Genomic DNA, 22,865 nt, shown 5'->3' on the forward strand with positions numbered 1-22,865 from the left:
AACCTCTCTACATAATGATAATGTCCTAGCGTGACAAATCATAGAATGGTAGAAAGAGCTAGGGCACAAAAGAAATAAGCAAGCAAGATGACATTGTTAGGAGGAACATCATGAGTCTTGAATGGATACTTTCAATTATTGAAAACAACTGGCAAATGTTTTTACGAGGTGCGTATTATACGTTACTGATTTCGAGTATTAGTACAATTATTGGTGCATTTATCGGATTTTTCATCGGAATTATGCATACGATTCCAGTTCGTAAAAAAGGTGTGAAATTTTATAGCTTAAAGCTCATTAATTTTATACTGACATGCTATGTTGAATTTTTCCGTGGTACACCAATGATTGTACAGGCTATGGTTGTCTACTACGGATTAGATATCGCATTCGGTATCGATATGCACTTTATTACAGCAGGTATTTTAGTCGTTTCCCTCAATACAGGGGCTTATATGGCAGAAATTGTTCGTGGCGGTATTGCCTCCATTGATAATGGTCAATACGAGGCAGCATCAGCAATTGGCATGAATCACTTCCAAATTATGCTTCATGTTGTCTTACCACAAGTAGCGCGTAATGTTTTACCAGCGACAGGTAACCAATTAATCATGAATATTAAAGATACAGCCGTATTAAATGTCATTGGGGTAACGGAATTATTCTTCCAAACAAAATCAATTTCGGGTAACAACTTCCGTTACTTCGAATCATTCTTCGTTGCATGTGTTCTTTACTTCATCATGACATTTACCGCATCTCGCATCCTTCTCTATGTTGAAAAACGTCTAGATGGTCCTGATGCCTATCAAAAAGAACAAAAAGAAGCCGTATAGGGGGACGCACAAATGGCAGTCATTAAAATCGAACATTTAAGTAAATCATTTGGACGTAACCAAGTGTTAAAAGATGTGAATTTCCAAGTGGAGAAAGGGGAGGTAGTTTGTTTAATTGGCTCCTCTGGCTCTGGTAAATCCACATTGCTTCGTTGCATAAATTTATTAGAAACGCCAAGTGGCGGTCAAATAATTTATAAGGGGGAAGACATCCTAGATGAAAAGCACAATATACAAGAATATCGTACACATCTAGGCATGGTGTTCCAGCAGTTCAATTTATTTAACAACCACAATGTCATAAGTAATTGTACAGTGGGCCAAATCAAAGTGTTAAAACGTTCGAAAAAAGAAGCGGAAGAAACGGCGCTTAAATATTTGAAAATCGTTGGTATGGACCAATATGTCAACGCCAAGCCACGGCAGCTCTCAGGCGGACAAAAACAGCGTGTGGCCATCGCTCGTGCCTTATCAATGAATCCAGATGTAATGCTATTCGATGAGCCAACATCCGCATTAGACCCAGAAATGGTGGGTGAGGTGTTAAAGGTAATGCGCCAGCTCGCAGACGAGGGCAATACGATGCTCATCGTGACACATGAGATGGAATTTGCCAAAGAAGTAGCAGATCGTGTTGTCTTTATGGACAAAGGCGTAATTGTGGAAGAAGGCCCTCCAGCACAAGTATTAGTCAATCCGCAACATGAACGTACGAAGGAATTTTTAAAGCGTACATTAAAATAAGCACAAAAAAGTGAGTCCAACAGGTTGGACTCACTTATTTTCTAGAATTCCATTCTGCATAAAGCACAAAGCAGATTGCGAATGCTACAGCAATGATAAAAAACCATTGCGGTACACCACCAAAACTCATCATAACACCTCAAATTTTCATTTTTTTTGGATAGAATAGGTATAGTATTTCTTTTTTCTCCACAAAAGACCAAAAATATTATAAAATAAGCAATAGACATTAGCTTTTGCTAGTAAAGAGAGGTAGAGAGAATATGTTACATTTAAAATGGAAAGATGCGCCAACATTACGAACGGTTACCTGCAAACATACAAACGCATCGAAATACTTAGTATCAAACGTGTTAACAGTAGGCAAAGAATATGAAGTGAAAAATGAAACAGAAGAATTCATTTTTATTATCGACAACACAGGAAATGTCGGCGGCTATTATAAAGATTATTTTGAATAAATAAAAACAGGGTGGTTCAGAGTATTTGCTGAGCCACCCATTTTTTTTAATCTCGCTGATAGCCTTGAGCACCCGCTACATCTTGCAGCTGTTGTTTCTCTTGTTCGGTTGCTGTATGCAGTGCAAAGACATCCTTAATCGCTGTTTGTAATTCTCGCTGTGTTTCTTTAAATTTCGAAACTTGCTGTTCAAACGTAGGACTTGAGAAGCGATCATGGGCCCTTGATAATCGTTCTTCTAAACGTGCATAATGATGATCCATATGCATGGACAGCATCATCGCCAGTTGATTTTTCCAGAGCGGAATTAAGGTAACGATAGAAAATTCAATTTTTTCAGCTAACGTTTGATTGGCCTGCTGAATCATACGGATTTGAGGAGCTGTTTGCAGCGCGACTTGCTGAGATACTTGTAAATCATAAATACGTTGATCCAGTCTTTCAATTTGAGCAGCAAAGTCATTTAATTGCTGGATCGCAAGTGGCTGTTTGCTTGCTTGGACACTCGTTATTTGTGCAGGTAGCTCTACCTCAATGGCTTGCTGCTTCTTCATTTGTCCTGCGGCAATGGCAGTTGCCAATTCCTCAAAAAATCCTCGATTATGGGCATAAAGCGCCTCTAAGTTTTCAACATCCTTTATCAGCTGGAGCTGTGCACGTTCCAGCTGTACACCAATACGCTCCACCTGTATACTAATACGTTCAAATTCTGTTAGTGTTTGCTTTACAGTAGGCTCGGTTTTGCCAAAGATTTTTTTGAAAAAGGTTTGCTTCTTTGGTTCCAAGGCGGTCGGATCTACTCGATCTAACGTCTGCATTAAAGAATCAAGCATTTGGCCAATTTTTGTAACGTCCTTTTGCTTTACTTGAGCAAGCATGCGGTCGGCAAATTGAGACAGAGCTCGCTGTGAATCTTGCCCAAGGGACAGCAATGATTCAAAATCAGTCAAATCGATTTGACTGGCATATAGTAATGCACGACTTTGTGCAAGAGGCGATAGCGTTTCATAAGTCGCCATCGCCTCGTTTTGTGGAGTTGTTTCTAAATAGGATTGGACTAGTGGAGAAAGCCCTGGTATGGTATTTAGTTGAAATGCGTGTTCGTTCGCTGTCATTTATCATCGCCTCGCCAGTCCAATTGTTCTCTACGTCTAAGATTGGAACGATTTGCGAATTCAATCTCCATTTGCAGATGATCGATATCATTAGCAAGCGCATCCTTTAAATCAATTTGAATTGTATCATTCAAATCAGTTAGGGTTTCACGTGTTTTTGATAAGGTCAATTGAATTTCCTTATCCTTCACAGGCTGCTTTGAAAGCATCGTATATTTATCCGTTAATTCCACAGCAGAAGGTAAGTGTGCATAGAAAAATGGTTCCACATTATAAAATTTACGTGGGTCTGTCTTGACGATTTTGACGATATTTTTGGAGATACGTGTCATTTCAAGTAGTTGTTTAAAAGCAGAAACAGAACGTACACGTAAATAGTTTTGACTCAATGTTTGAATATGCTTATTAGCTGTTAATACTTGTGTTTCAATGTGTTTGAATTCTTCTTTTGTGATGCCTGCTATTTGCATGACTTTCTTTTTTTGTCTATGTTTCAGCAACGCTGTACTCGTCGCATAGGAACCCGCAAACAGTAAACCACCAAGGAAGAATCCAGGATTTGCCGCAATTGCTGCGATAGAAACAGTCGTGAGCGAAATAAGAAAGCTGGCACTATGTCTAGAGAAAAACTGTCCGACACTAAGCATTGTTTCATCCTCCTTGCTTTTCAATATGTCTATCTTCTTATACGAAATAATCGACATAAAGTTTCATTGAAAATTAATCCCTTACATAAATTTTACTGCTATTTGTGAACTTTCTCAATGATAATACATAGAATAAGTGAGTTGTTTCGATGAATAAGTCGGTTTTGTAATCCTAAGGAGCCATTTTGGTATCTGAATGAGCGATTTTTTGCAATTCGGTCTTTGCATAGAGGAGCGCAATTTGATTCAAGATCGCTTCTGCCTCAGAGCGAGCGGTTAAATGAAATCCATGAGCTAATAAATGGAATTTTAAAGGCCTTATATGAAACTTTTTCCAAATGAATTCGTAACTGATACAAAGGGGGATATAGGATGACGAAAATTTTTCTGGTGTCTATTACTAAAAATATCGATGAACAAGTAAGTGAGCAGAAAGTGAAAGAAAAAGTCTTTGAGAAAAAATCAAAAGTAAAAGCCTATTTAAACAAAGAAGGGTATATGAAGGAATCTAAAAATCAATATGTGAAAATCACTGATGAATCGATATTAGTTGCTGCAATTCAAAAAATAAAAATCAAAAAATAATGATGAGGTCATGTTCTTAAGAGCATGACTTTTTTAATGATTTTAAAAGCTATTTAAAAAAGCCAGACATTAAACAATGTCTGACTCCATACGTATATAGCCTTTTAAATCATCGTATAATTCTAACGAGAATGAATTGGAATCGGCTTGGGGGCTAACGCCTTTTTGGACAAAAAGAAGAAATTCATTGAGTGCCTTTTCTGAGCCCTCCACTTCCACTTCAATTTGTTCAGCGTCATTCAATCGACAGTATCCTTTTAACCCTAATTCAATAGCTTTTTGCTTGATGAAGAAACGGTAGCCTGTGCCGTAGACATCACCAAAAAATTTTATACTTGCTCGTTTGTTCAAGGGAATACCTCCTACTTCATGAGGGAGAGGGGCGAACCTCCCCATTATTGCATGACACGTTCTTTTTCTAAATAGGCAATTAAGTTATTAATGTGATAGAGTACATGCTTGGATGCCTCATCGACCTCTTTTAGATGAACATCAGCTTGCTCGATATGACCCGCTTTATGGGCTTCAGCCGCAAGCTTCGCTGATTCATGGACGCGTAAATGATAGCCATCTAATTCATGATAGTCCTGTAAATGACCGAAACGTTCGACTGTCTGAGGTGCTGTGTACCATTTGCCAAGTCGACAGTCTCGATGAGAAGAAACATCGCTTGGATCAACGTTTTCTAGACCAAGGAACATGTTATAAATGCGCCATTTCCATAAGATATGATCCGCCTTCGATAATTGTAAAAGGGCAATAGATGAAAGCTGTACATTATTGTTTGCAATAAGATCATTACGGAAGCGGTTAATTTCTTTCCCTAATAAATGAATATCGCTGGAAGTATTATGACTATAATCACGAATATCTTCCTGCAAGCTTGAAATTTGGATCATTCTTGCTGAGACTTCATCAATCGCAGCTGCTTGTTCCTGGGAAATGGCAGCTGTATTTGTCACATCTAAATTAATACCCTCAATCGCTTGAACAATGGCATTTAATAATGGTAACGAATCTTTTGCTTCTACGGTTGCTTCTTTAATAATAGCTGTTGTATCTGTAATTGAGTTAGATACATCGTTGGAATAACTCTTTAAATGATGAACATTGGCAGAAACTTCACTTAGCGCAGCTACCGTGTTTTCAGCAAGCTTTCGTACTTCCTGTGCAACGACCGCAAAGCCTTTTCCATGCTCACCTGCACGCGCTGCTTCAATGGAGGCATTAAGCGCAAGTAGGTTGGTTTGATCGGCGATTTGGTTGATCAATGTGACAACTTGCTCAATATCATTTACCCGTTTTTGCAGTTCTGAAAATGAGTCTACAATGGAAGTAAAGGTTTCTTCTGTTTTAAAAATCTCCGACAAAGCATGCTCAATCGCGTTTTTACCTTTCGTAGCATGGTCAACAGATTCAGTTGTTTTCTCGGATATATGAGAAGACATGCGTGCAACCTCATTGATAGAGGCAGCGATCTGTTCTGTTGCAGCAGTAGAGGATTGAATCTCCTCATTTTGCTTATCTAGGCTAAAAACTAAATCCTTCATGTACATAATTTTGGCATTGACATCCATTAAAGAGGATACTTCTCCCACCACATTTTCAATAATGCGCTCTGTCAACACTTCCACTAATAATTCTTGATCAACATTTACAGCGGATTGGAATGATTTCATATATTGAAATGCTTTATTCGGCTTGATTCCAAAATTGTATAAAATATATGTAGTAATATAGAAGGCAAATTGGTTGAAGACAACAATTAATTTACCTGGCTCATATTGATGCTTGCGAAATAGATTGAAAAATTTGACAGTTTCGTCTACATAATGATCATCACGAGTTGCTAAGAAAAACTGCGTTAAGTATTGATTAATATTTTCTTCACTAATGATTAATTGAGAGGTAGGGGATATCTCGCTTAAATAATGATGAAAAATGGCATTCATGGAAGGGGTAATATCTTTGAGCTTTTGATAGAGTGCCTTTAAGTGCTCCTCATCTTGTGAATTGAAATGATTGAATGCCAGTGTTTGGTAAAATCGGCCTGTTGCATGTAAATCTGTACCACGTTTTAGTAGTTCTTCTAGCTCTGCTTTAGGTCGAATACTTGAAAACATAAAAAAACCTCCAAAAAGTATGTATAATAAGGTAATAATAGCATAATTCAGGTGGTTTTAATAGACATTTCAGTTGTGTTTGCTAAAATGAAACTATCTTATGACAGCAAGGAATGGGCAAATATGTATACAATTATTTACATGAAAGCGGACTATGAGCCTTGGTGGAAATTTGAAGGCTGGGAAGCTTATATTCAAACAGAGGATACATTTGACACGAAGGAGCTCTTTGAACGTGCATTACAGCAAAAATTAGCGCATTTTCGTTCCTCTTACGATAATGAGGCAACGAAAGAGGAGCAATATTGGGCTTTTTGGTCTGAGGATGAAAGCTTTTATTGTGAGGCTTGCGATGATGATGCACAAGTATATCATGGAATAATTGCGTGTAAAATAGAAGAGAAGTAAAATAATTTTGAAAAAAAGTAAAAAAGATTTTTTCTTTATTTGACAAAATTATGAATGGCAGTTATACTTGAGTTAACAATTTAATTGCTTCACCGGAAACATGAATTCACATATTACAAAAAGTGATCGCGTTAGTTCGGTACTCTTTGTAATATGTGAATTTTTTTCAATCGCTGAAGAAATTACATATTGTTCACTTTTATTTTTTGGAGGTTTTCTTAAATGAAACAAGGTACAGTAAAATGGTTTAACTCAGAAAAAGGTTTTGGATTTATCGAAGTTGAAGGTGAAAACGACGTATTCGTACACTTCTCAGCTATCCAAGGCGAAGGTTTCAAAACTCTTGACGAAGGTCAAAAAGTGGAATTCGAAGTTGTAGATGGCAACCGCGGACCACAAGCTGCTAACGTAACTAAACTTTAATTCTCAGTAATTAAAATTACTTCGTTAAACCCAAGACATCCTATGCAAATAGGATGTCTTTTTTGTATCATTTGTAAGTTTAAGGATTACAAATCCTATTTTAGGTTAAATATATAGTAGTGGCGGATAGACTTGCAAAAGTGAAGGATAGCATTGCCAAAGTAGCGGATAGCGCTATAAAAGTAGTGGATAGCCATACGAAAGTAATGGATAGCTACACAAAAGTAGCAGCTAACCCCATAAAATGAAGATTAGTACCGCCAAAATACCGCATCACTTGTAATGAAGGAGGCAGATGAATGTGAATAATGAAGAAAAACTACCTGATGAACAGGAGCAGCAAGATTTTTATCAGAAACTACGTACAAAATTAGTAGCGTTTCTTGGATCGAAAAAGGGAAAAAGTAATAAGTTTACACCATATTTAATGTTTGTGCCTGATTTATTTCATTTATTAATTAAAACCGTAACCGATGCGGGTGTGGATAAGAAGAGTCGTGCATTAATTGGGGCATCCATTGCGTATTTTGTATTGCCAATGGATTTAATGCCAGAAGGACTGCTAGGCTTTGGTGGCTATTTAGATGATGTTGTACTAGCAACTTTTGTAATAAATACGATTATTAATAAGTTGGGCCCAGATGTAGTGGAAAAGCATTGGACAGGGGATGACAAGCTTTTACATGTGCTACAAAAGGTTGCAGAAGTGAGTGATGAGGTTGTCAGTAAAATTCCTGTAAAATCGCCAATTGCTCAGTTTGTTAAGCAAGAAAGTAAAGATAAATAATAATATTATGTAAACTTAAAATACCCTGAAAAAAGAACCTGTCATAAGCAGGTTCTTTTTTATTGCTCCTCTAATAAATTACGGAGCTGTTGTACAGGTACAAATAGGCCAACGCGACCAATGGGCTCATATTTCATCGTGGCAAAGATAACCCCAATGACCTCACCATGTTGATCGATTACAGGGCTACCACTATTGCCACGATAAACAGGAGCTTTTAGCATCCTAACTGGCTCCTGCCAATCTTCTAGTTGAATGGATTCTAGCAAGGTTCCTTCATTAGCAATGCCGGTGAATGAAAGTGGATTTCCAATAAAATAGACATGTTCATTAACCGTGTAAGGTGGATCTTCTGCAAGAGGTAGATAGGGCAGTTGCTCGGCTTGCACCTGAACGAAGGCTAAATCTACAGCTGGATAGCTCTCGATTAATGTTGCCTCCATCAATCCCTCATCAGGAAAGACGACTGATAATGTTGTGGCATGTTCTACTACATGGGCGTTGGTGACAATCAGACCATCTGGTGAGATGGCAAATCCAGTGCCTTTACTGGAGCCTGTTGAAATTTCTACGACTGCCTTTTTATAGGTTTGTATATCTTCTTGTGCAGAGAGCCGCGTTGAAACCTTGATAAATTCAAGCGCAGGTATGGAGTAGATTTGAAAAATGAGGGCAAAGGTGTTGAAAAACAGCACTAGTGCCATACCCCACACAATCCAGCGTACAAGAGGCTTTTGTTTTTTGGGCTTTTTTCCATGAATGCGTTCTTCTCTCGCCTGTGCCAAGGCTTTTTGCTGTTCCTCGAGTACAAGTTCAATAAATTCTTCTTCCGTTAATTCATCTTGCTTTGGTGTTGCATTATGTATATCACTCATTGATTGGCCCCCTTTGCTAAAAAACAGACGCCCAAGCAGGACGCCTGTTTTCTTTCTATTATTCTATTTTTTGCAAGGTTGATGTCACAACAAATGGCTCATCTTGCTCTGTTTCCATCCTATCCTCTTTTCGAATTAGACCAATGTCCTTTGCAAAATATTTGGTTGTGGTCATTTGTTCTTCAGAGCGACTTAGCTGGATGACATCTCGATAGACCGTTGTACCAGTATCAACAGTAGCAGAGGTTGATTCAATGGTCCAACCTTGAAAGCTTGTCCCGACTTGCAATGGCTTTTGAAGTATGGTTTCCAGTACAGGATAAGAAGCTGCCTCAGCTGTACTTGGCATGCTTGGATTACTGTCAACAGGTTCTCGATAGACAAGATCAATACTTGTATCCGTTATGCGATAGATTTTTAATAGTGTCACTCCACCATTATCCTCTATTTGTACGATATGCTGTGTATCGAGATAGGTAGTTTTTAGTGTGAAGCTGGCAAATTCATTTCCTTCCCCTTGAAAAGAAGCAACAGATCCATCAGGTGGAAAATAGGAGAGAAGTGACGTGTGATCTTGTTCTACTGTTTGCTTGTCCTCCACAGCCGGAGTTGGTGATGGCACCGACTCTTCCTGGACTTCTTCACGACAGCCAGCAAGTAAAAATGCTACAGAAAGTACTAGAACAGGGTATCTCATAGGCAAACTCCTTCGCTATTTTCTTTTATTATACGTGAACGAGAAGTGTTATACGAATGAAATGAGATATTAATGCAATAATATTATTATGTAGACTAAATAATAGAAACTTGTAACAGCATGGAAAATTATCTATGATAGAATTGAAATTAAAAAATGGGGGGCAAAGACATGTATAGACAAGTAGATGATTTCTTACAAGAATGGTCCAGTGCATCAAACGGAACACTGCAGGTATTACAGGCTTTAACAGATGATAAGCTAGATCAAAGTATTATAGAGGGTCACAGTACACTTGGCTGGTTAGGTTGGCATTTAGTTGGAGCAGCAGGTTATTTTAGCTATCTTGCAGGTTTAAAGGTGCCGTCGATTCGTCAAGAAGATCCTGTGCCAACGACTGCGGCTGAGATCGTGACAGCCTATGAAAACGTAGCAAATGGTATTAAAGAGGAAGTGGCTAAGCTTGCTAATGAAGATTTATTAGAGGTTGTAAATGGCTTTACTGCGCCAATGCCGAAAGGGGCTATATTACGTGTATTAATCGACCATCAAACACATCATCGTGGACAAATGACGGTTCTGCTACGTCAAGCAGGTTTACCAGTACCTGGCGTGATGGGACCAACAAAGGAAATGCAATAATCACGTGAGCGGCGGATAAATAGTTTATCTGCTGCATTTTTTTAAATTGACACTTACCTACTAGTAAGTTAGTATAAAGCCATGACCAATAGAAAAATGCAAATTATAGAGTTAACATTGAAGAATATTCAGGAAAAAGGATTCACATCATTTAGTTATGAGCATTTAGCAAAGGAGCTTGGCGTCACGAAGGCCAGTATTCACTATCATTTCGAGAAGAAGGGAGATTTAGGGATTGCTGTTTGCGAAAGAATTCAACAAGGGTTAAAGAGAACTTTTACATTGATAAAGGAGTCCACTATGCCAGCTGAGGAAAAGCCGTTTGCCTTTATTATGCAGCGAATAAAATTTCTTGAGCAAGACGGCATTTGTCCTATCTCAGCGTTGCAGGCAGATTATCAAGAATTACCGCAACCAATGCAAGATAAGCTTCAGCAGCTTAGTCAAATGGAAATCGATGTCTTTGTTGAGCTATTGAAAGAAGCAAAACAACAGGGCGCACTCCAAGCTACTAATGATTTGGAGGCTCTCGCTATATTACTTATTTCGAGTACGAAAGGGGCATTACAATATAAACGTGTTGTAGGAGAAGCATTCTTTTTAAAGATGCTGGAGCAATTAAAGGAACTGTTAAAGTAAGACATGAAACGAGAAGGAGCGATGTGCATGGTACGAAGAGTCGTTGTGACTGGCTATGGTGTTGTTTCCCCGTTAGGTAATTCGGTATCAGCCTTATGGGAGAATATTAAAGCAGGAAAATCAGGGATTCAAAAAATTCAAGGGGAGGCATTCAGCGGCATTCATACGCAAATTGCTGGGACGAGTACGGATTTCGATGCAACGCAGTATATGGATAAAAAAGAAATCAGTAAATATGATCTATTTGTGCAATATGCTGTTGCCGCTGCCCAACAAGCTCTGACACAAGCCAATTTAAATATGGAGCAGGTAGATAAGGAGCGTTTAGGCGTTTACATTGGCTCTGGCATTGGGGGCATTGACACAATTTTAGAAAATCATCAGGCTATGCTTGATAATGGGCCTCGGAAGGTGTCACCATTTATGGTGCCCATGATGATAAGCAATATGGCTGCAGGAATACTAGCAATTAAAACGGGCTTTAAAGGACCAAGCTTTTCACCTGTTTCAGCCTGTGCGACAGGAAACCAAGCGATTGGAGAAGCTTTCTTAGCGATTCGACATGGCTATGCGGATGGCATTTTAGCTGGCGGAGCGGAGGCACCGATCAATCCACTTAGCTTTGCAGGATTCTCACGCATGAAAGCCATGTCCACTAGAAATGATGAGCCAACAAAGGCCAGTCGACCATTCGATAGCGAGCGCGATGGCTTTGTCATGTCTGAAGGAGCTGGCATCGTATTCCTAGAGGAGTATGAACACGCCAAACAAAGGGGCGCTACAATTCTCGGTGAGATTGTTGGCTATGGTGTGACAACAGATGCTTATCATATTACAGCACCTGATTTTACAGGTGCCGCCAATGCCATGAAGCTGGCATTAAAAATGGCAGCTATCGATCGGGTAGCTATCGATTATATCAATGCACATGGTACAAGCACACCAGAGGGAGATAAATCTGAAACGAAGGCGATTAAACACGTTTTTGGTGACCATGCCTATCAACTAAAGGTCAGCTCCACAAAGTCAATGACAGGACATCTATTTGGCGCGGCTGGTGGAATTGAAGCCATTATTACATTGAAAAGTATAATGGATGGCATTATTCCACCAACAATCAATTATGAAATACCAGATCCCGAGTGTGATTTAAACTATGTTCCTAATGAGGCGCTTCATCAAGACGTTAACTTTGCGCTATCCAATGGGTTTGGCTTTGGTGGTCATAATGCTGTGCTAGCATTTAAAAAATTTGAGGAATAAGGCATTCGCTATTAGATAAAAAAAGTGGTATGAATTTGATTGTTCATACCATTTTTTTACGCTTGTTCTATCAACTTGAAAAGAGGAGAGGGAACGTAAGCTATGGCAAGTCAATAAGTTTTCCTTATGATAAAGGGCTAGAAAATCGTATTATAACTTATATTTAGACTATGGTAAATTCAAAGGAAAAAGGGGGATGGATAATGCGAATCTTTGATGCACATTTTCATATCATTGACTTTAATTTTCCGATTATCGAAAATCAAGGATATACACCACCAAGCTATATAGTAGCGGATTATCAAAAGGATACAGTGAATCTTCAGATAGCGGGAGGCGCCATTGTATCAGGATCTTTTCAAGGATTTGACCAAGCCTATCTTTTAAAAGCATTGAAACAACTGGGTCCCACGTTTTGTGGGGTAACGCAATTACCTAATACGGTCACGGATGATGAAATTGTACATTTACATAACAATGGGGTACGGGCATTACGCTTTAATATAAAACGAGGTGGCTCAGAGGATTTATCACAGCTAGATACCTTTGCACGACGGGTTTATGATTTGGTGGGCTGGCATAGTGAATTATATATCGACGCGAAGGAATTACCCGAGATAGCCTCGACAATTGAAGCATTACCAGCCATCTCCATCGATCATTTAGGGCTGTCGGAAGAAGGGCTACCACATCTATTAAAGCTTGTTGATAAGGGTATACGTGTCAAGGCGACTGGCTTTGGTCGTGTAGAGCTAGATGTGCAGCATGCGTTACAAGCGATTTATCATGTTAATCCAGATGCGCTTATGTTTGGAACAGATTTGCCATCCACAAGAGCCAAACGACCTTTTAACAATGCGGATGTTGAATTGATTCAACAGCTTTTTGATCAACAGGCTGCTGATAAAATCCTCTATGAGAATGCGCTACAATGGTATTTCCAACGTTGAATAGGAAAAAAGAATCCATTTTGGCATCAAAATGGATTCTTTATTGATTGTGACGGTACTAAGCATTTCGATAGTTGGCAAACATAATTTCCTTATAATACTGGTCTAATTGAGGCATACCCAGCTCTTTTGCGATCATCAGCTCAGCCTCACGGTCATATGCTACTCTAATAAATTGGATGGCATTATTGGACTGTGTTCCATCTAGGATGGCATAGGAAGCGGAAGTTAGGTCAAGTGAATTACCAACACTCCCAACATTACAAAGAATTCCTTGTTTATATGTATGTAAAAAAGTTGTATGGATATCACCATAGAACACAATATCAGGTTGTTTCTTGTAATGGATTGAATTGGTTACTGCATTATTCTCAAACATAGATAAACGCTTTTCAAGTGGATGACTCGGTAAGATACGTTCAAACTCGCTTCTTGGGGATGCATGGAAAAATCTAATAAGCTGGTCATTTAATTCAAGATCAATATGAAAGGGTAATGACCCGAGATACTGATAGTCTTTTGTTGTTAATCGATCTTTAAACCATTGTAGAAAATCATTGTCAGTAGGGGATTGAATAAATACATCCCAATTGCCTCGAACCACTTGCTCACAATTCTGTTGGATGAGCTCTATACATGCAGATCCTTGAGGGCCCTTGCCAATTAAATCACCTAAACAAAAAATTCTGTCAATTTTTCTTAAGCGAATGTCTGCTAACACGGCCTCTAATGCCGTTTTATTTCCATGAATATCTGATATAATGGCAATTTTCTTCACAACGTTTCCCCCTCATCAATGCTATACTCTATCATTCTATAAAAATCCTTTAATACCTTTATAAACCATATAAACGCAAAAGACAAAAAAATCCTCTACCGCTGTTGGTAGAGGATTTTTGTAAAGCTTAGCTTAAGCCTTGGCTATCTTTCCACTCTAAGAATTCATCATATGTTAATTGCTTATCTAAAATAGTACCGTCTTCACGGATTTCGATGACACGGTTAGCAATTGTTTGGATGAATTGATGGTCATGAGATGTGAAAATCATTGCGCCTTTGAAACGAATTAAGCCTTCGTTCAATGCTTGAATAGATTCAAGGTCAAGGTGGTTCGTTGGCTCATCTAATAAAATAACGTTTGCTGTTGCCAGCATCATTTTTGATAGCATACAACGTACTTTTTCGCCCCCTGATAGAACTGCAGGGGATTTTTTCACTTCTTCACCAGAGAACAGCATACGTCCTAGGAAACCACGTAGGAAGCTTTCTGTTTCATCGTCTGGAGAATATTGGCGTAGCCATTCTACTAATGTTTTTTCAGAACCTTCGAAGTACTTGTCATGATCGTTTTCGAAGTAGCTTTGAGATGTCGTTACACCCCATTTAAATGTGCCAGCATCTGCTTCTTTTTCTTCCATTAAAATATCAAGAAGGGCTGTTTTCGCCATTGGGCTACCAAGTAAAACAATTTTATCTTCTTTGTTCATCGAGAAGCGAATGTCCTTGAATAGTGTTTCGCCTTCATGACTTGCCGTTAGGCCGTCTACTGTTAGGACATCGTTACCAATTTCACGGCCGATTTGGAAGTTGATGAATGGATATTTACGGCTTGATGGCTTAATATCATCCAGCTCAATTTTATCCAGCATTTTTTTACGAGATGTTGCTTGCTTTGATTTAGAAGCATTCGCAGAGAAACGTGCGATGAACGCCTGTAGTTCTTTAATTTTCTCTTCTTTTTTCGCATTTTGGTCTTGTGCCATTTTTTGCGCTAATTGAGAAGACTCATACCAGAAATCATAGTTCCCTACATATAATTGGATTTTAGAGAAGTCCAAATCCGCAATATGTGTACATACTTTGTTTAAGAAGTGACGGTCATGGGATACAACAATAACTGTATTCTCAAAGTTAATCAGGAACTCTTCCAGCCATTGAATTGCCTTTAAGTCAAGGTGGTTGGTAGGCTCATCGAGTAATAGCACATCAGGCTGACCAAAAAGGGCCTGTGCAAGTAATACTTTGACTTTGTCAGAACCTTCAAGATCACCCATTAGCATGTAATGAAGATCATCTGAGATACCTAAACCGTTCAATAGTGTAGCTGCTTCTGAATCAGCTTCCCAACCGTTTAGCTCTGCAAATTCACCTTCTAACTCTGCAGCACGCATGCCATCCTCATCTGAGAAGTCTTCCTTTGCATAGATAGCGTCTTTTTCTGTTTTCACGTCATAAAGGCGTTTATTCCCCATAATAACTGTGTCGAGCACTGTATGCTCATCGTATTCGAAGTGGTTTTGTTTCAGAACAGATAAACGTTCGTCCTTACCCATCGATACATTGCCTTCTTGCGCTTCAATTTCACCAGAAAGGATTTTTAAAAATGTTGATTTACCAGCACCATTTGCCCCAATTAAACCGTAGCAATTGCCTGGTGTGAATTTTATATTTACGTCTTCAAATAGTTTACGATCGCCATAGCGAAGACCTACATTACTAACTTGAATCATGCAAGTTCCTCCTTTTTTCACAATGGCTCTAGTATAGCATGAAATATGTTCCATAGTCTATAAACATTATTAAATCAAGGTTTGGCGTTCTTTCCACATTTTTTGTTAAACATAAACTGAATAAAGATACAATAAAAAAATTAAATTTGGTGTAACTTTCTTTGAGAGTGGAGCGTCTATTGTAGTGTGATTAACTATTTTTGAAAAAGAATAGAAAAATGACATCATTTTCCATGGGGATTTTAGTTGCTTATTTACAAAGGTTTCGTCTAAAATGATTCTGACTGTTTATATGTCAAGTAAATCATCACTGGTGCCCACAAGCCCATCCCCGTTTTGAATGCCAGCTACTCGTGGCTCTTTCATTTATCCTAGATTGATGTTGCTAATGTTAGACTAAAAACATCACAATCCTCATAAATGATTTCATTCATTTATCTTGATGATAATTTCATAGAGAATGCTATAAGCAAAAAAATTATTCATTTGTGGTAATGATATGCCTGCGTTCAACTAGGACATTCAGCCCTTGAGGCGGGAATGATGATTAAATAAACACATTGATGGTAAATTTAACAATTGGAGGTATATTATGGGTAAGGGCTTATTATGGACAGCCACTTGTGTAATAGTAGTTTTACTTGGGTTTGGTAGCTACTATTTTATTAAAGAAATAACAAACTCAATGGCATACAATAAATTAGTGGATGAGTATAAAAAGCCAGAACCAATTGAACATATAGAGGCAGAATATGATGTTATTGTCATTGGTGGTGAACCAGAGGGTGTTGCTGCTGCTGTTGCTGCTGCTCGAAATGGTGCGAAAACATTGTTGGTCGAAAAACGACAAGAGTTAGGTGGATTATTTACATATGGTATGCTGAATTTCCTCGACATTCCTCGTGATGGCCATAACAACTCAATAAGTGAGGGAATATTTAAGGAATGGCATGAGCTTGTTAGAGGGAATGACGCTTTTGGCATTGTAGGTGCTAAGGCAGCCTTTAAAAAGCTGATCGATGAAGAGCCCAACTTAACTTTATCCGTGCAAACCGAGATCGTGAAAGCGAATGTTAAACAACAACAATTAACGTCCGTGGAATTAAAAAATAAGTACGGTACATATGTTGTGACGGGGAAATCTTTCATAGATGCTACACAGGATGCTGATTTTGCAGCCATGTCAGGCGTTCCATTCTTTGTGGGTGGAGAAGATATTGGCATAAAGGATAAGCGTATGGCTGTGACTTTAATGCTGCATCTAAAAAATGTCGATTGGGATGAAGTAAAAAAAGCGGCTAAGTCTGGTGTATTTGGCGGTGCTAATTTAAATCATACCGTTATGTGGGGCTTTACAAAGCTGCATGATGAATACAAGCCATTACAAGAGGGTACAAGATTACGAGGGTTAAACTTAGCTCGTGTAGATGATGAATATTTCATCAATGCCTTACAGATTTTTGGTATTGATGGCTTGAATGAATCCTCCAAACAAGCGGCCATTGCCACTGGAAAGAAAGAAACGTTACACATTCTAAAATATTTACAAACAAACTTCCCAGGATTTGAAAAGGCTGAAATTGTTAGCTATCCAGAAGAACTCTACGTCCGAGAAACAAGACATATTTGGGCAGAGTATCAATTACCAATGGCAGACCTTTGGAAAAATAGTGATCAGTGGGATAGCATTGGCATTGCCTCTTATCCAGTCGATGTGCAAGCGCAAACGCCTCATGATTACGGCTATGTGATCGCATCACCAAAGCAATATGCCATTCCATTCCGTTCATTAGTACCGAAGGACATTGATGGCTTACTGGTTGTCGGACGCTCTGCTGGTTACTCATCACTCGCGGCTGGTAGTGCACGTATTGTTCCAACAGGGATGGTGACAGGTGAAGCGGCTGGGACTGCGGCTGCTCTTGCACAGAAGCATGATGTAACCTTTAGAGACATGAGCAAGGATAAACAATTAATTGCTACATTACAAAAGCAATTGGCTAAACAAGGTGCCTATGTTGATTCATTTTCAATTGAGTACCCATATCAAGGAGAATGGTATGATAAAGCCATTCAAACGCTCATTAATTACGGCCTTGTAGTGGGTGGCTATGATAATGACCTAAAAGTAGATAGTAAGGCGACAAAAATAAAGTTTGCGAAAATGTTAAAAGAGAGTATGCTACGTGCTGGTGGAGAAAGTGCATCAGGAATGAAGGATCAGCTCGAAATTGTTATCAATAAAGTTTATAATCAAGGTGATGAACCCATTGAGCGAGATGAGCTAGCCCAATATTTGGCTGATGTCCTCATCGGTGAATCCAATGCGACTAGCTGGGATACGTTAGTTGAAAAAGGAATCGTCACTGAGCAAGTAGCCAAAAAAATCTCTCATAATAAGAAACTAAAATTAAAAGAGATGTATGCCATTATGGCTGATGTTATTCATTATGTAGAAAAAAAACGTTCCTCATTGTGAGGAGCGTTTTTTGCCGAATGGGCAACATAAAAAAGGTTGACGCTGCTAAGGAAGTCCTGTAATATATGTCAAAATCATAGAAAAATTCGATGAAAAAGAGAGTAATTGATGGGAAGACTGGCAAGCGAGTTAGGGATGGTGGGAGCCTAATGCAGGAACCATGAATGAAGCGCACTTTGGAGAAGATTCTCGAAATAGTAGTAGAGAATAGCGGGGCGTCACCTCGTTAACAATGGAAAGTGGTCATGTCACATGGCAACTAGAGTGGTACCACGGGATTATCATGCTCTCGTCTCTAATTATAGAGGCGAGGGCTTTTTTATTTGGATAGGAGGAGGAGCAAGATGAATAAACAAATCGCCGATAGAATAGCAGTCGTATTAAAGCAGCAAATAACAGGGGAGGAAATATTGTCACTATTAGAAAAACCAAAAAGCTTGGAGCTAGGGGACGTGGCCTTTCCATGCTTTACCCTAGCAAAAGTGTGGAAACAGTCTCCACAAAGTATTGCAGCACAAATAGCAAGTCAATTAAACCATGACAGTATCGAGCGTGTGCAAGCCGTTGGTGGCTATGTCAATATTTTTCTAGCTCAGCAACAGGTAACGCAACAGGTGTTGAGCAAGATTCTGCGCGATAAGCAACAATATGGTACTATCTCAACAAAGATGGGAACGGTCGTCTTGGATTTTTCATCTCCTAATATTGCCAAGCCCTTCTCGATGGGACATCTACGTTCAACGGTTATCGGCAATGCCTTAGCAAATATAGCAGAGAAAAATGGCTATCAAGCGATTCGTATCAATCATTTAGGGGACTGGGGTACACAGTTTGGTAAGCTTATTGTTGCCTATCAGCTTTGGGGGGACAAACAGGCTATTTCAGCGTCACCGATTAAGGAGTTGCTAAAGATTTATGTGAAATTTCATGAAGAGGCAGAGCAAGATCCAACATTGAATGAACAGGCTCGTGCAGCCTTTAAAGCATTGGAGGATGGTGATGCAGAGGCACTAGCATTGTGGCAATGGTTCCGAGATGTGTCATTAGATGAGTTTCAAACAATCTATAAGCTGTTAGGAATTGATTTTGATGCCTTTACAGGTGAAGCCTTTTACAATGACAAAATGACGCCCGTTGTGACAGCGCTAAAAGACAAAGGGCTACTCGTAGAATCAGACGGTGCGTATGTTGTGGAGATGGAGGAGATGCCTCCATGTTTAATAACGAAAACGGATGGTGCCACGCTGTATGCGACGCGTGATTTAGCAGCCGCCCTGTATCGTCAACAGCACTATCAGCCCGAAAAGATGTTCTATGTCGTTGGTAATGAGCAGTCCCTCCACTTTAAACAACTTTTTCAGGTCATCGAAAAAATGGGCGATCCTTGGGCAAAGAATCTGCAGCATGTCCCATTTGGCATGATGCTGAAGGATGGCAAAAAAATGTCGACTCGTAAAGGCAAGGTGGTGTTATTAGCAGATGTGCTAGCTGAGGCTATTGCGACGGCAAAGCGTAATATTGAGCAGAAAAATCCTCATCTTTCAAATAAAGAGCAAGTAGCACAGCAAGTGGGGGTTGGAGCGGTAATTTTTAATGATTTAAAATACCATCGTCTAAACGATATTGAATTTTCAATCGAGCAGATGATGAATTTTGAAGGCGAAACAGGTCCATATGTACAGTATACGTATGCGCGTATTTGCTCTATTTTAGATAAAGCGAAAGCTCCGAATCAAGATATGATATTGAATTCTTTAGGAGAGCTGGCTTGGCCGATTATCTTATTACTAGAACAGTTTCCCAAAACGGCAGCTATGGCTTTTGAGCAGGCTGATCCGTCTCAAATAGCGAAATATGCCTTACAATTGGCACGCTTATTCAATAAATATTATGCACAGCACAAAATAGTAGCAGATGATGAACAGCAAGCATCCCGTCTTGCACTATGTCAGAGTGTCGCGATTGTTTTAAAAGAGTCATTAGCCTTATTAGGTATTGAAGCACCAGAAAATATGTAATAAACAATAGCCATTTAAAGGCAAACTGGCCAATGATTGACCATCCTTTGAAAACATGATAAAAGGATAGAGGAATCCATGCAAGCTTTTCATAAATGAAGGCTGCGTAATAGTAGAGAGGATCGAATAAATGGCTAAAAAACAATGGACCATTTCACTCACCTTCGTAGTCATTAGTATATTTTTTGTTGCACTTAATATGAGACCAGCCGTCACGGGAATAGGACCTCTTTTTAACATCCTCATGACATCCTTACATGTCTCGAATACAAGCATGAGCTTTCTCACAGCGATTCCCGTTTTTTGTATGGGATTATTTGCTCCATTGGCTGTCCCACTTCAGCGAAAAATGGTCACGAAATCAGCTATCACCCTTTTAATGGCTATCCTGGTCGTCGCGAATGGGCTACGCTTTTTCCAAGCAAGCTATCTCTTGCTCATCGTGACAAGCTTTGCGGCAGGCTTAGCGATTGCAATGATTGGTCCTATTTTAAATGCTTATATTAAGAAAAAGTTTCCAGAACGCTTTACGACAGTTGTCGGTATCTATTCATTCGGTATTGGCGTAGGGGCTACTTTAAGTGCAGCCTTAACCGTGACCTTTTATCAGGGTTTCAGTAATAGCTGGACAATCGCCCTTGGTATGTGGTCAATCCTTGCGATAGTTGCTCTCGCTATCTGGCTAGCGGCAATTCCATCCGAACACAACGAGCAGCTACACCAAGTAACTGCGTCAGAAGATGTCCGTAATCCGTGGACATCTAGACGTGCCTGGGTAATCTTACTGTACTTTGGTTTACAAACATCACTTTTTTTCTCAATCATGTCATGGCTTACACCGCTATTGCAGGATAAAGGCCTGTCATTAGAGGCAGCAAGTACCATGCTGACCATTATGTCGATTGTACAAATGATAGGGAATATGGCGGTACCAATGTTCATGGAAAAATGGCCCAGTCGAATGGCATGGCTACTAGTGTTAAGCTTTGTTGGCGTGATAGGATTTATGCTGCTGTGGCTGACATCAGGTATTTACCTATGGCTGGCTGTTTTATTAATTGGTATTGTGTTAAGTGGGCTGTTTCCAATCGGCCTATTGTTGCCTCTTGATGAAGCCAAAAATGATCAGGAGGCCACTAGTTGGTCATCTATGGTGCTGGCAGGTGGCTTTATGGTAAGTGCCATTATCCCCATTCTAATAGGCGTTTGCTATGACCTAACTGGCAACCATACATGGACGTATCTGATCTTTGTACTATTAATGCTCGGCATTCTAGTAACGACAGGACTATTAAGGAAAAAATCATTGTAAGAGACATGTGTCAGGTTGCACATGTCTTTTTATGTGAAAATTATTTTGTGGGTATGTTATCCTTCCATCCTCATAGCAAATTTCGTCTTTCCCCAATATTAATGGGTAGAAAGAAATGACTTTAGGGTAGTTGCTACATTTTTCTAATATTAATTAACTTATAATAATATTATGTAAACTTGAAACATTACTAGTCCTTGATTATGATAGAGAAGAGAGAATGTAGAAAAGAAAGTTTTGGTGAAGGTATGTATAAAAAAGTGCTCATTTTAGGAGCGACAGCTTTTCTTTTAGCAGGCTGCGACAGTCAAATAGGGACAGGATGGTTTCAAAATAAAAAGGCAGAGGTGGAAACAGAGGGAGCTGTGACGAAGCAACAGGAAAAAATTGTCCCAGAGGTCAAAGTGATTGGAGAGCATGGTGTTGGAGCAGGCATTATTATCAGACAACAGGATGATCAACTGTATATTTTAACGAATGGCGCACTAGTGGCATCCAAGCCAACTGCCCTTGTTCAATTTGGTCAGGACAAGCTGGTAGCAGCAACTATTCATGTTATGTCAACCGCCTATAATATGGCCCTGTTACGAGTAACCTATCAAGCGGATGTGCAAGTGCCCAAGCTATATGAAGGTGAGCTCAATCAGCTAGCTGTTTATGTGAATGGCTTACCCTATACGATTCAAAAATACCAAGATAAAGTTGCGGCTTATTATATAGAAGCAGAACAATCGATACCTCTAGGAAGCCCTGTTATGGAGGCTGAAAATGGCGCCATTGTCGGTCTATATTTTAATCGACAACAGCAAGGAGAATCCCAGCCATACATATTGCCTATAAAGGAATTCCAAGGATCCATTGATGAATGGATTGAAAAGGGCATGACAGCCAGTGTACGACTTTCCCAATCGAAAAACTTGTACCCCTATATTGAACAAGGGGATAAAGAAGCTGTACAGCAAGCAATCGAACAATATGGAGAAAATGTATTTGCATATAATACCGATGAAATTAAGCTATTTTTAGATACGTTTCACAAGCATTTAAAGGGGGCAGTGACAACTCAGGATGCAAGTGTGATGAAATCGATTGTCGGCACAGAGGCTATACAAGAAACCTTGGCTAGTATGGTTGCCTATTATGCTTCCAAGCAAGCCAAAATTCATTTCTCCGACACGGATATTCAGGCAATTCGTGTAGAGGGACAGCGTCTTATCGTACAGGCTAAAACGGAATATATCCTAACGAATGCTGCTGGACAGGAGGCACTTGCCTACTCCAATATGGTGTATGAGTTAGAAAAAAATGAACAGGGCGAGTACAAGCTACTTGGTCTCACAAACAAGGAGTGA

Annotated in this window: 24 protein-coding genes and 1 other annotated feature; of the genes, 16 read left to right on the forward strand and 8 right to left on the reverse strand. The window is 39.3% G+C overall.

Going from position 1 to position 22,865, the window contains the following annotated elements:
* Positions 1-110 precede the first annotated feature (110 nt).
* The 3 genes from CD31_RS15825 (at position 111) to CD31_RS15835 (ending at position 2,041) form a co-directional block, all read left to right on the forward strand.
* Complete coding sequence (locus tag CD31_RS15825) at positions 111-836, forward strand: amino acid ABC transporter permease (protein WP_036078995.1); 726 nt, start codon at positions 111-113, stop codon at positions 834-836.
* A gap of 12 nt (positions 837-848) precedes the next feature.
* On the forward strand, positions 849-1,580 hold the full coding sequence (locus CD31_RS15830; protein WP_016994031.1) for an amino acid ABC transporter ATP-binding protein: 732 nt from the start codon (positions 849-851) through the stop codon (positions 1,578-1,580).
* A gap of 263 nt (positions 1,581-1,843) precedes the next feature.
* Positions 1,844-2,041 carry a DUF6501 family protein gene (locus CD31_RS15835; RefSeq protein ID WP_016994029.1) on the forward strand — a complete coding sequence of 66 codons (198 nt, stop codon included), beginning with the start codon at positions 1,844-1,846 and terminating at the stop codon, positions 2,039-2,041.
* Positions 2,042-2,087: 46 nt separating this feature from the next.
* On the opposite strand, the gene CD31_RS15840 is transcribed toward CD31_RS15835, so the two are convergent.
* Positions 2,088-3,155 (reverse strand): toxic anion resistance protein, encoded by a 1,068-nt coding sequence (locus tag CD31_RS15840; RefSeq protein WP_036078996.1) that lies wholly within the window; start codon positions 3,153-3,155, stop codon positions 2,088-2,090.
* Positions 3,152-3,802, reverse strand: coding sequence for a 5-bromo-4-chloroindolyl phosphate hydrolysis family protein (locus CD31_RS15845; RefSeq protein ID WP_004230101.1), 651 nt, complete (start codon positions 3,800-3,802; stop codon positions 3,152-3,154). Before CD31_RS15845 ends, CD31_RS15840 begins: the two co-directional genes overlap by 4 nt.
* A 372-nt stretch (positions 3,803-4,174) precedes the next feature.
* On the opposite strand from CD31_RS15845, the gene CD31_RS15850 reads away from it, so the two are divergent.
* Entirely contained in the window at positions 4,175-4,387 is a 213-nt protein-coding gene (locus CD31_RS15850) for a hypothetical protein (RefSeq protein ID WP_036078997.1), read from the forward strand.
* Positions 4,388-4,456: 69 nt separating this feature from the next.
* Here CD31_RS15850 and CD31_RS15855 read toward each other — a convergent pair whose 3' ends face one another.
* Both CD31_RS15855 and CD31_RS15860 read right to left on the reverse strand, forming a co-directional pair.
* On the reverse strand, positions 4,457-4,738 hold the full coding sequence (locus tag CD31_RS15855) for an acylphosphatase (RefSeq protein ID WP_016994023.1): 282 nt from the start codon (positions 4,736-4,738) through the stop codon (positions 4,457-4,459).
* 44 nt (positions 4,739-4,782) lie between these two features.
* Positions 4,783-6,510 carry a globin-coupled sensor protein gene (locus CD31_RS15860; protein WP_036078999.1) on the reverse strand — a complete coding sequence of 576 codons (1,728 nt, stop codon included), beginning with the start codon at positions 6,508-6,510 and terminating at the stop codon, positions 4,783-4,785.
* 123 nt (positions 6,511-6,633) lie between these two features.
* Between CD31_RS15860 and CD31_RS15865 the strand changes: the two genes are divergently transcribed.
* The 4 genes from CD31_RS15865 to CD31_RS15875 all read left to right on the forward strand — a co-directional run bounded on the left by CD31_RS15865 (position 6,634) and on the right by CD31_RS15875 (position 8,128).
* Entirely contained in the window at positions 6,634-6,918 is a 285-nt protein-coding gene (locus CD31_RS15865) for a DUF1033 family protein (protein WP_208644731.1), read from the forward strand.
* 222 nt (positions 6,919-7,140) lie between these two features.
* Positions 7,141-7,341, forward strand: a complete 201-nt coding sequence (locus CD31_RS15870; RefSeq protein ID WP_004230088.1) for a cold-shock protein — start codon at positions 7,141-7,143, stop codon at positions 7,339-7,341.
* 119 nt (positions 7,342-7,460) lie between these two features.
* Complete coding sequence (locus tag CD31_RS24065; protein ID WP_280522764.1) at positions 7,461-7,589, forward strand: hypothetical protein; 129 nt, start codon at positions 7,461-7,463, stop codon at positions 7,587-7,589.
* Positions 7,590-7,636: 47 nt separating this feature from the next.
* Positions 7,637-8,128 carry a YkvA family protein gene (locus tag CD31_RS15875; RefSeq protein WP_036079005.1) on the forward strand — a complete coding sequence of 164 codons (492 nt, stop codon included), beginning with the start codon at positions 7,637-7,639 and terminating at the stop codon, positions 8,126-8,128.
* 59 nt (positions 8,129-8,187) lie between these two features.
* On the opposite strand, the gene CD31_RS15880 is transcribed toward CD31_RS15875, so the two are convergent.
* On the reverse strand, positions 8,188-9,003 hold the full coding sequence (locus CD31_RS15880; RefSeq protein ID WP_036079007.1) for a S1C family serine protease: 816 nt from the start codon (positions 9,001-9,003) through the stop codon (positions 8,188-8,190).
* 58 nt (positions 9,004-9,061) lie between these two features.
* On the reverse strand, positions 9,062-9,700 hold the full coding sequence (locus CD31_RS15885) for a hypothetical protein (protein WP_036079009.1): 639 nt from the start codon (positions 9,698-9,700) through the stop codon (positions 9,062-9,064).
* 171 nt (positions 9,701-9,871) lie between these two features.
* Between CD31_RS15885 and CD31_RS15890 the strand changes: the two genes are divergently transcribed.
* The 4 genes from CD31_RS15890 (at position 9,872) to CD31_RS15905 (ending at position 13,194) form a co-directional block, all read left to right on the forward strand.
* A complete protein-coding gene (locus tag CD31_RS15890; protein ID WP_036079011.1) occupies positions 9,872-10,342 on the forward strand; it encodes a DinB family protein in 471 nt (156 codons plus the stop codon).
* 96 nt (positions 10,343-10,438) lie between these two features.
* Positions 10,439-10,981: a TetR/AcrR family transcriptional regulator gene (locus tag CD31_RS15895; RefSeq protein ID WP_280643436.1), complete on the forward strand. Its 543-nt coding sequence runs from the start codon at positions 10,439-10,441 to the stop codon at positions 10,979-10,981.
* Between the two features lie 27 nt (positions 10,982-11,008).
* Complete coding sequence (gene fabF, locus CD31_RS15900) at positions 11,009-12,244, forward strand: beta-ketoacyl-ACP synthase II (protein WP_036079013.1); 1,236 nt, start codon at positions 11,009-11,011, stop codon at positions 12,242-12,244.
* 203 nt (positions 12,245-12,447) lie between these two features.
* The gene (locus CD31_RS15905; protein ID WP_036079015.1) at positions 12,448-13,194 is read left to right on the forward strand and encodes an amidohydrolase family protein; all 747 of its coding nucleotides are present in this window, start codon (positions 12,448-12,450) and stop codon (positions 13,192-13,194) included.
* 58 nt (positions 13,195-13,252) lie between these two features.
* On the opposite strand, the gene CD31_RS15910 is transcribed toward CD31_RS15905, so the two are convergent.
* Both CD31_RS15910 and CD31_RS15915 read right to left on the reverse strand, forming a co-directional pair.
* On the reverse strand, positions 13,253-13,972 hold the full coding sequence (locus CD31_RS15910) for a metallophosphoesterase family protein (RefSeq protein ID WP_036079017.1): 720 nt from the start codon (positions 13,970-13,972) through the stop codon (positions 13,253-13,255).
* Between the two features lie 127 nt (positions 13,973-14,099).
* Positions 14,100-15,704: an ABC-F family ATP-binding cassette domain-containing protein gene (locus CD31_RS15915; RefSeq protein WP_036079018.1), complete on the reverse strand. Its 1,605-nt coding sequence runs from the start codon at positions 15,702-15,704 to the stop codon at positions 14,100-14,102.
* Positions 15,705-16,296: 592 nt separating this feature from the next.
* Between CD31_RS15915 and CD31_RS15920 the strand changes: the two genes are divergently transcribed.
* The 4 genes from CD31_RS15920 to CD31_RS15935 all read left to right on the forward strand — a co-directional run bounded on the left by CD31_RS15920 (position 16,297) and on the right by CD31_RS15935 (position 22,865).
* Positions 16,297-18,183, forward strand: coding sequence for an FAD-dependent oxidoreductase (locus tag CD31_RS15920; RefSeq protein ID WP_036079021.1), 1,887 nt, complete (start codon positions 16,297-16,299; stop codon positions 18,181-18,183).
* A gap of 80 nt (positions 18,184-18,263) precedes the next feature.
* Positions 18,264-18,483: a binding site (T-box leader), on the forward strand.
* A gap of 44 nt (positions 18,484-18,527) precedes the next feature.
* Entirely contained in the window at positions 18,528-20,201 is a 1,674-nt protein-coding gene (argS, locus tag CD31_RS15925) for an arginine--tRNA ligase (protein WP_036079023.1), read from the forward strand.
* 130 nt (positions 20,202-20,331) lie between these two features.
* Positions 20,332-21,513 carry an MFS transporter gene (locus CD31_RS15930; RefSeq protein WP_036079026.1) on the forward strand — a complete coding sequence of 394 codons (1,182 nt, stop codon included), beginning with the start codon at positions 20,332-20,334 and terminating at the stop codon, positions 21,511-21,513.
* A 248-nt stretch (positions 21,514-21,761) separates the two neighbouring features.
* Positions 21,762-22,865 (forward strand): TcaA NTF2-like domain-containing protein, encoded by a 1,104-nt coding sequence (locus CD31_RS15935; RefSeq protein ID WP_176408495.1) that lies wholly within the window; start codon positions 21,762-21,764, stop codon positions 22,863-22,865.

The sequence above is a fragment of the Lysinibacillus boronitolerans JCM 21713 = 10a = NBRC 103108 genome, from assembly GCF_000772935.1.
GTDB classification, from domain to species: domain Bacteria; phylum Bacillota; class Bacilli; order Bacillales_A; family Planococcaceae; genus Lysinibacillus; species Lysinibacillus boronitolerans.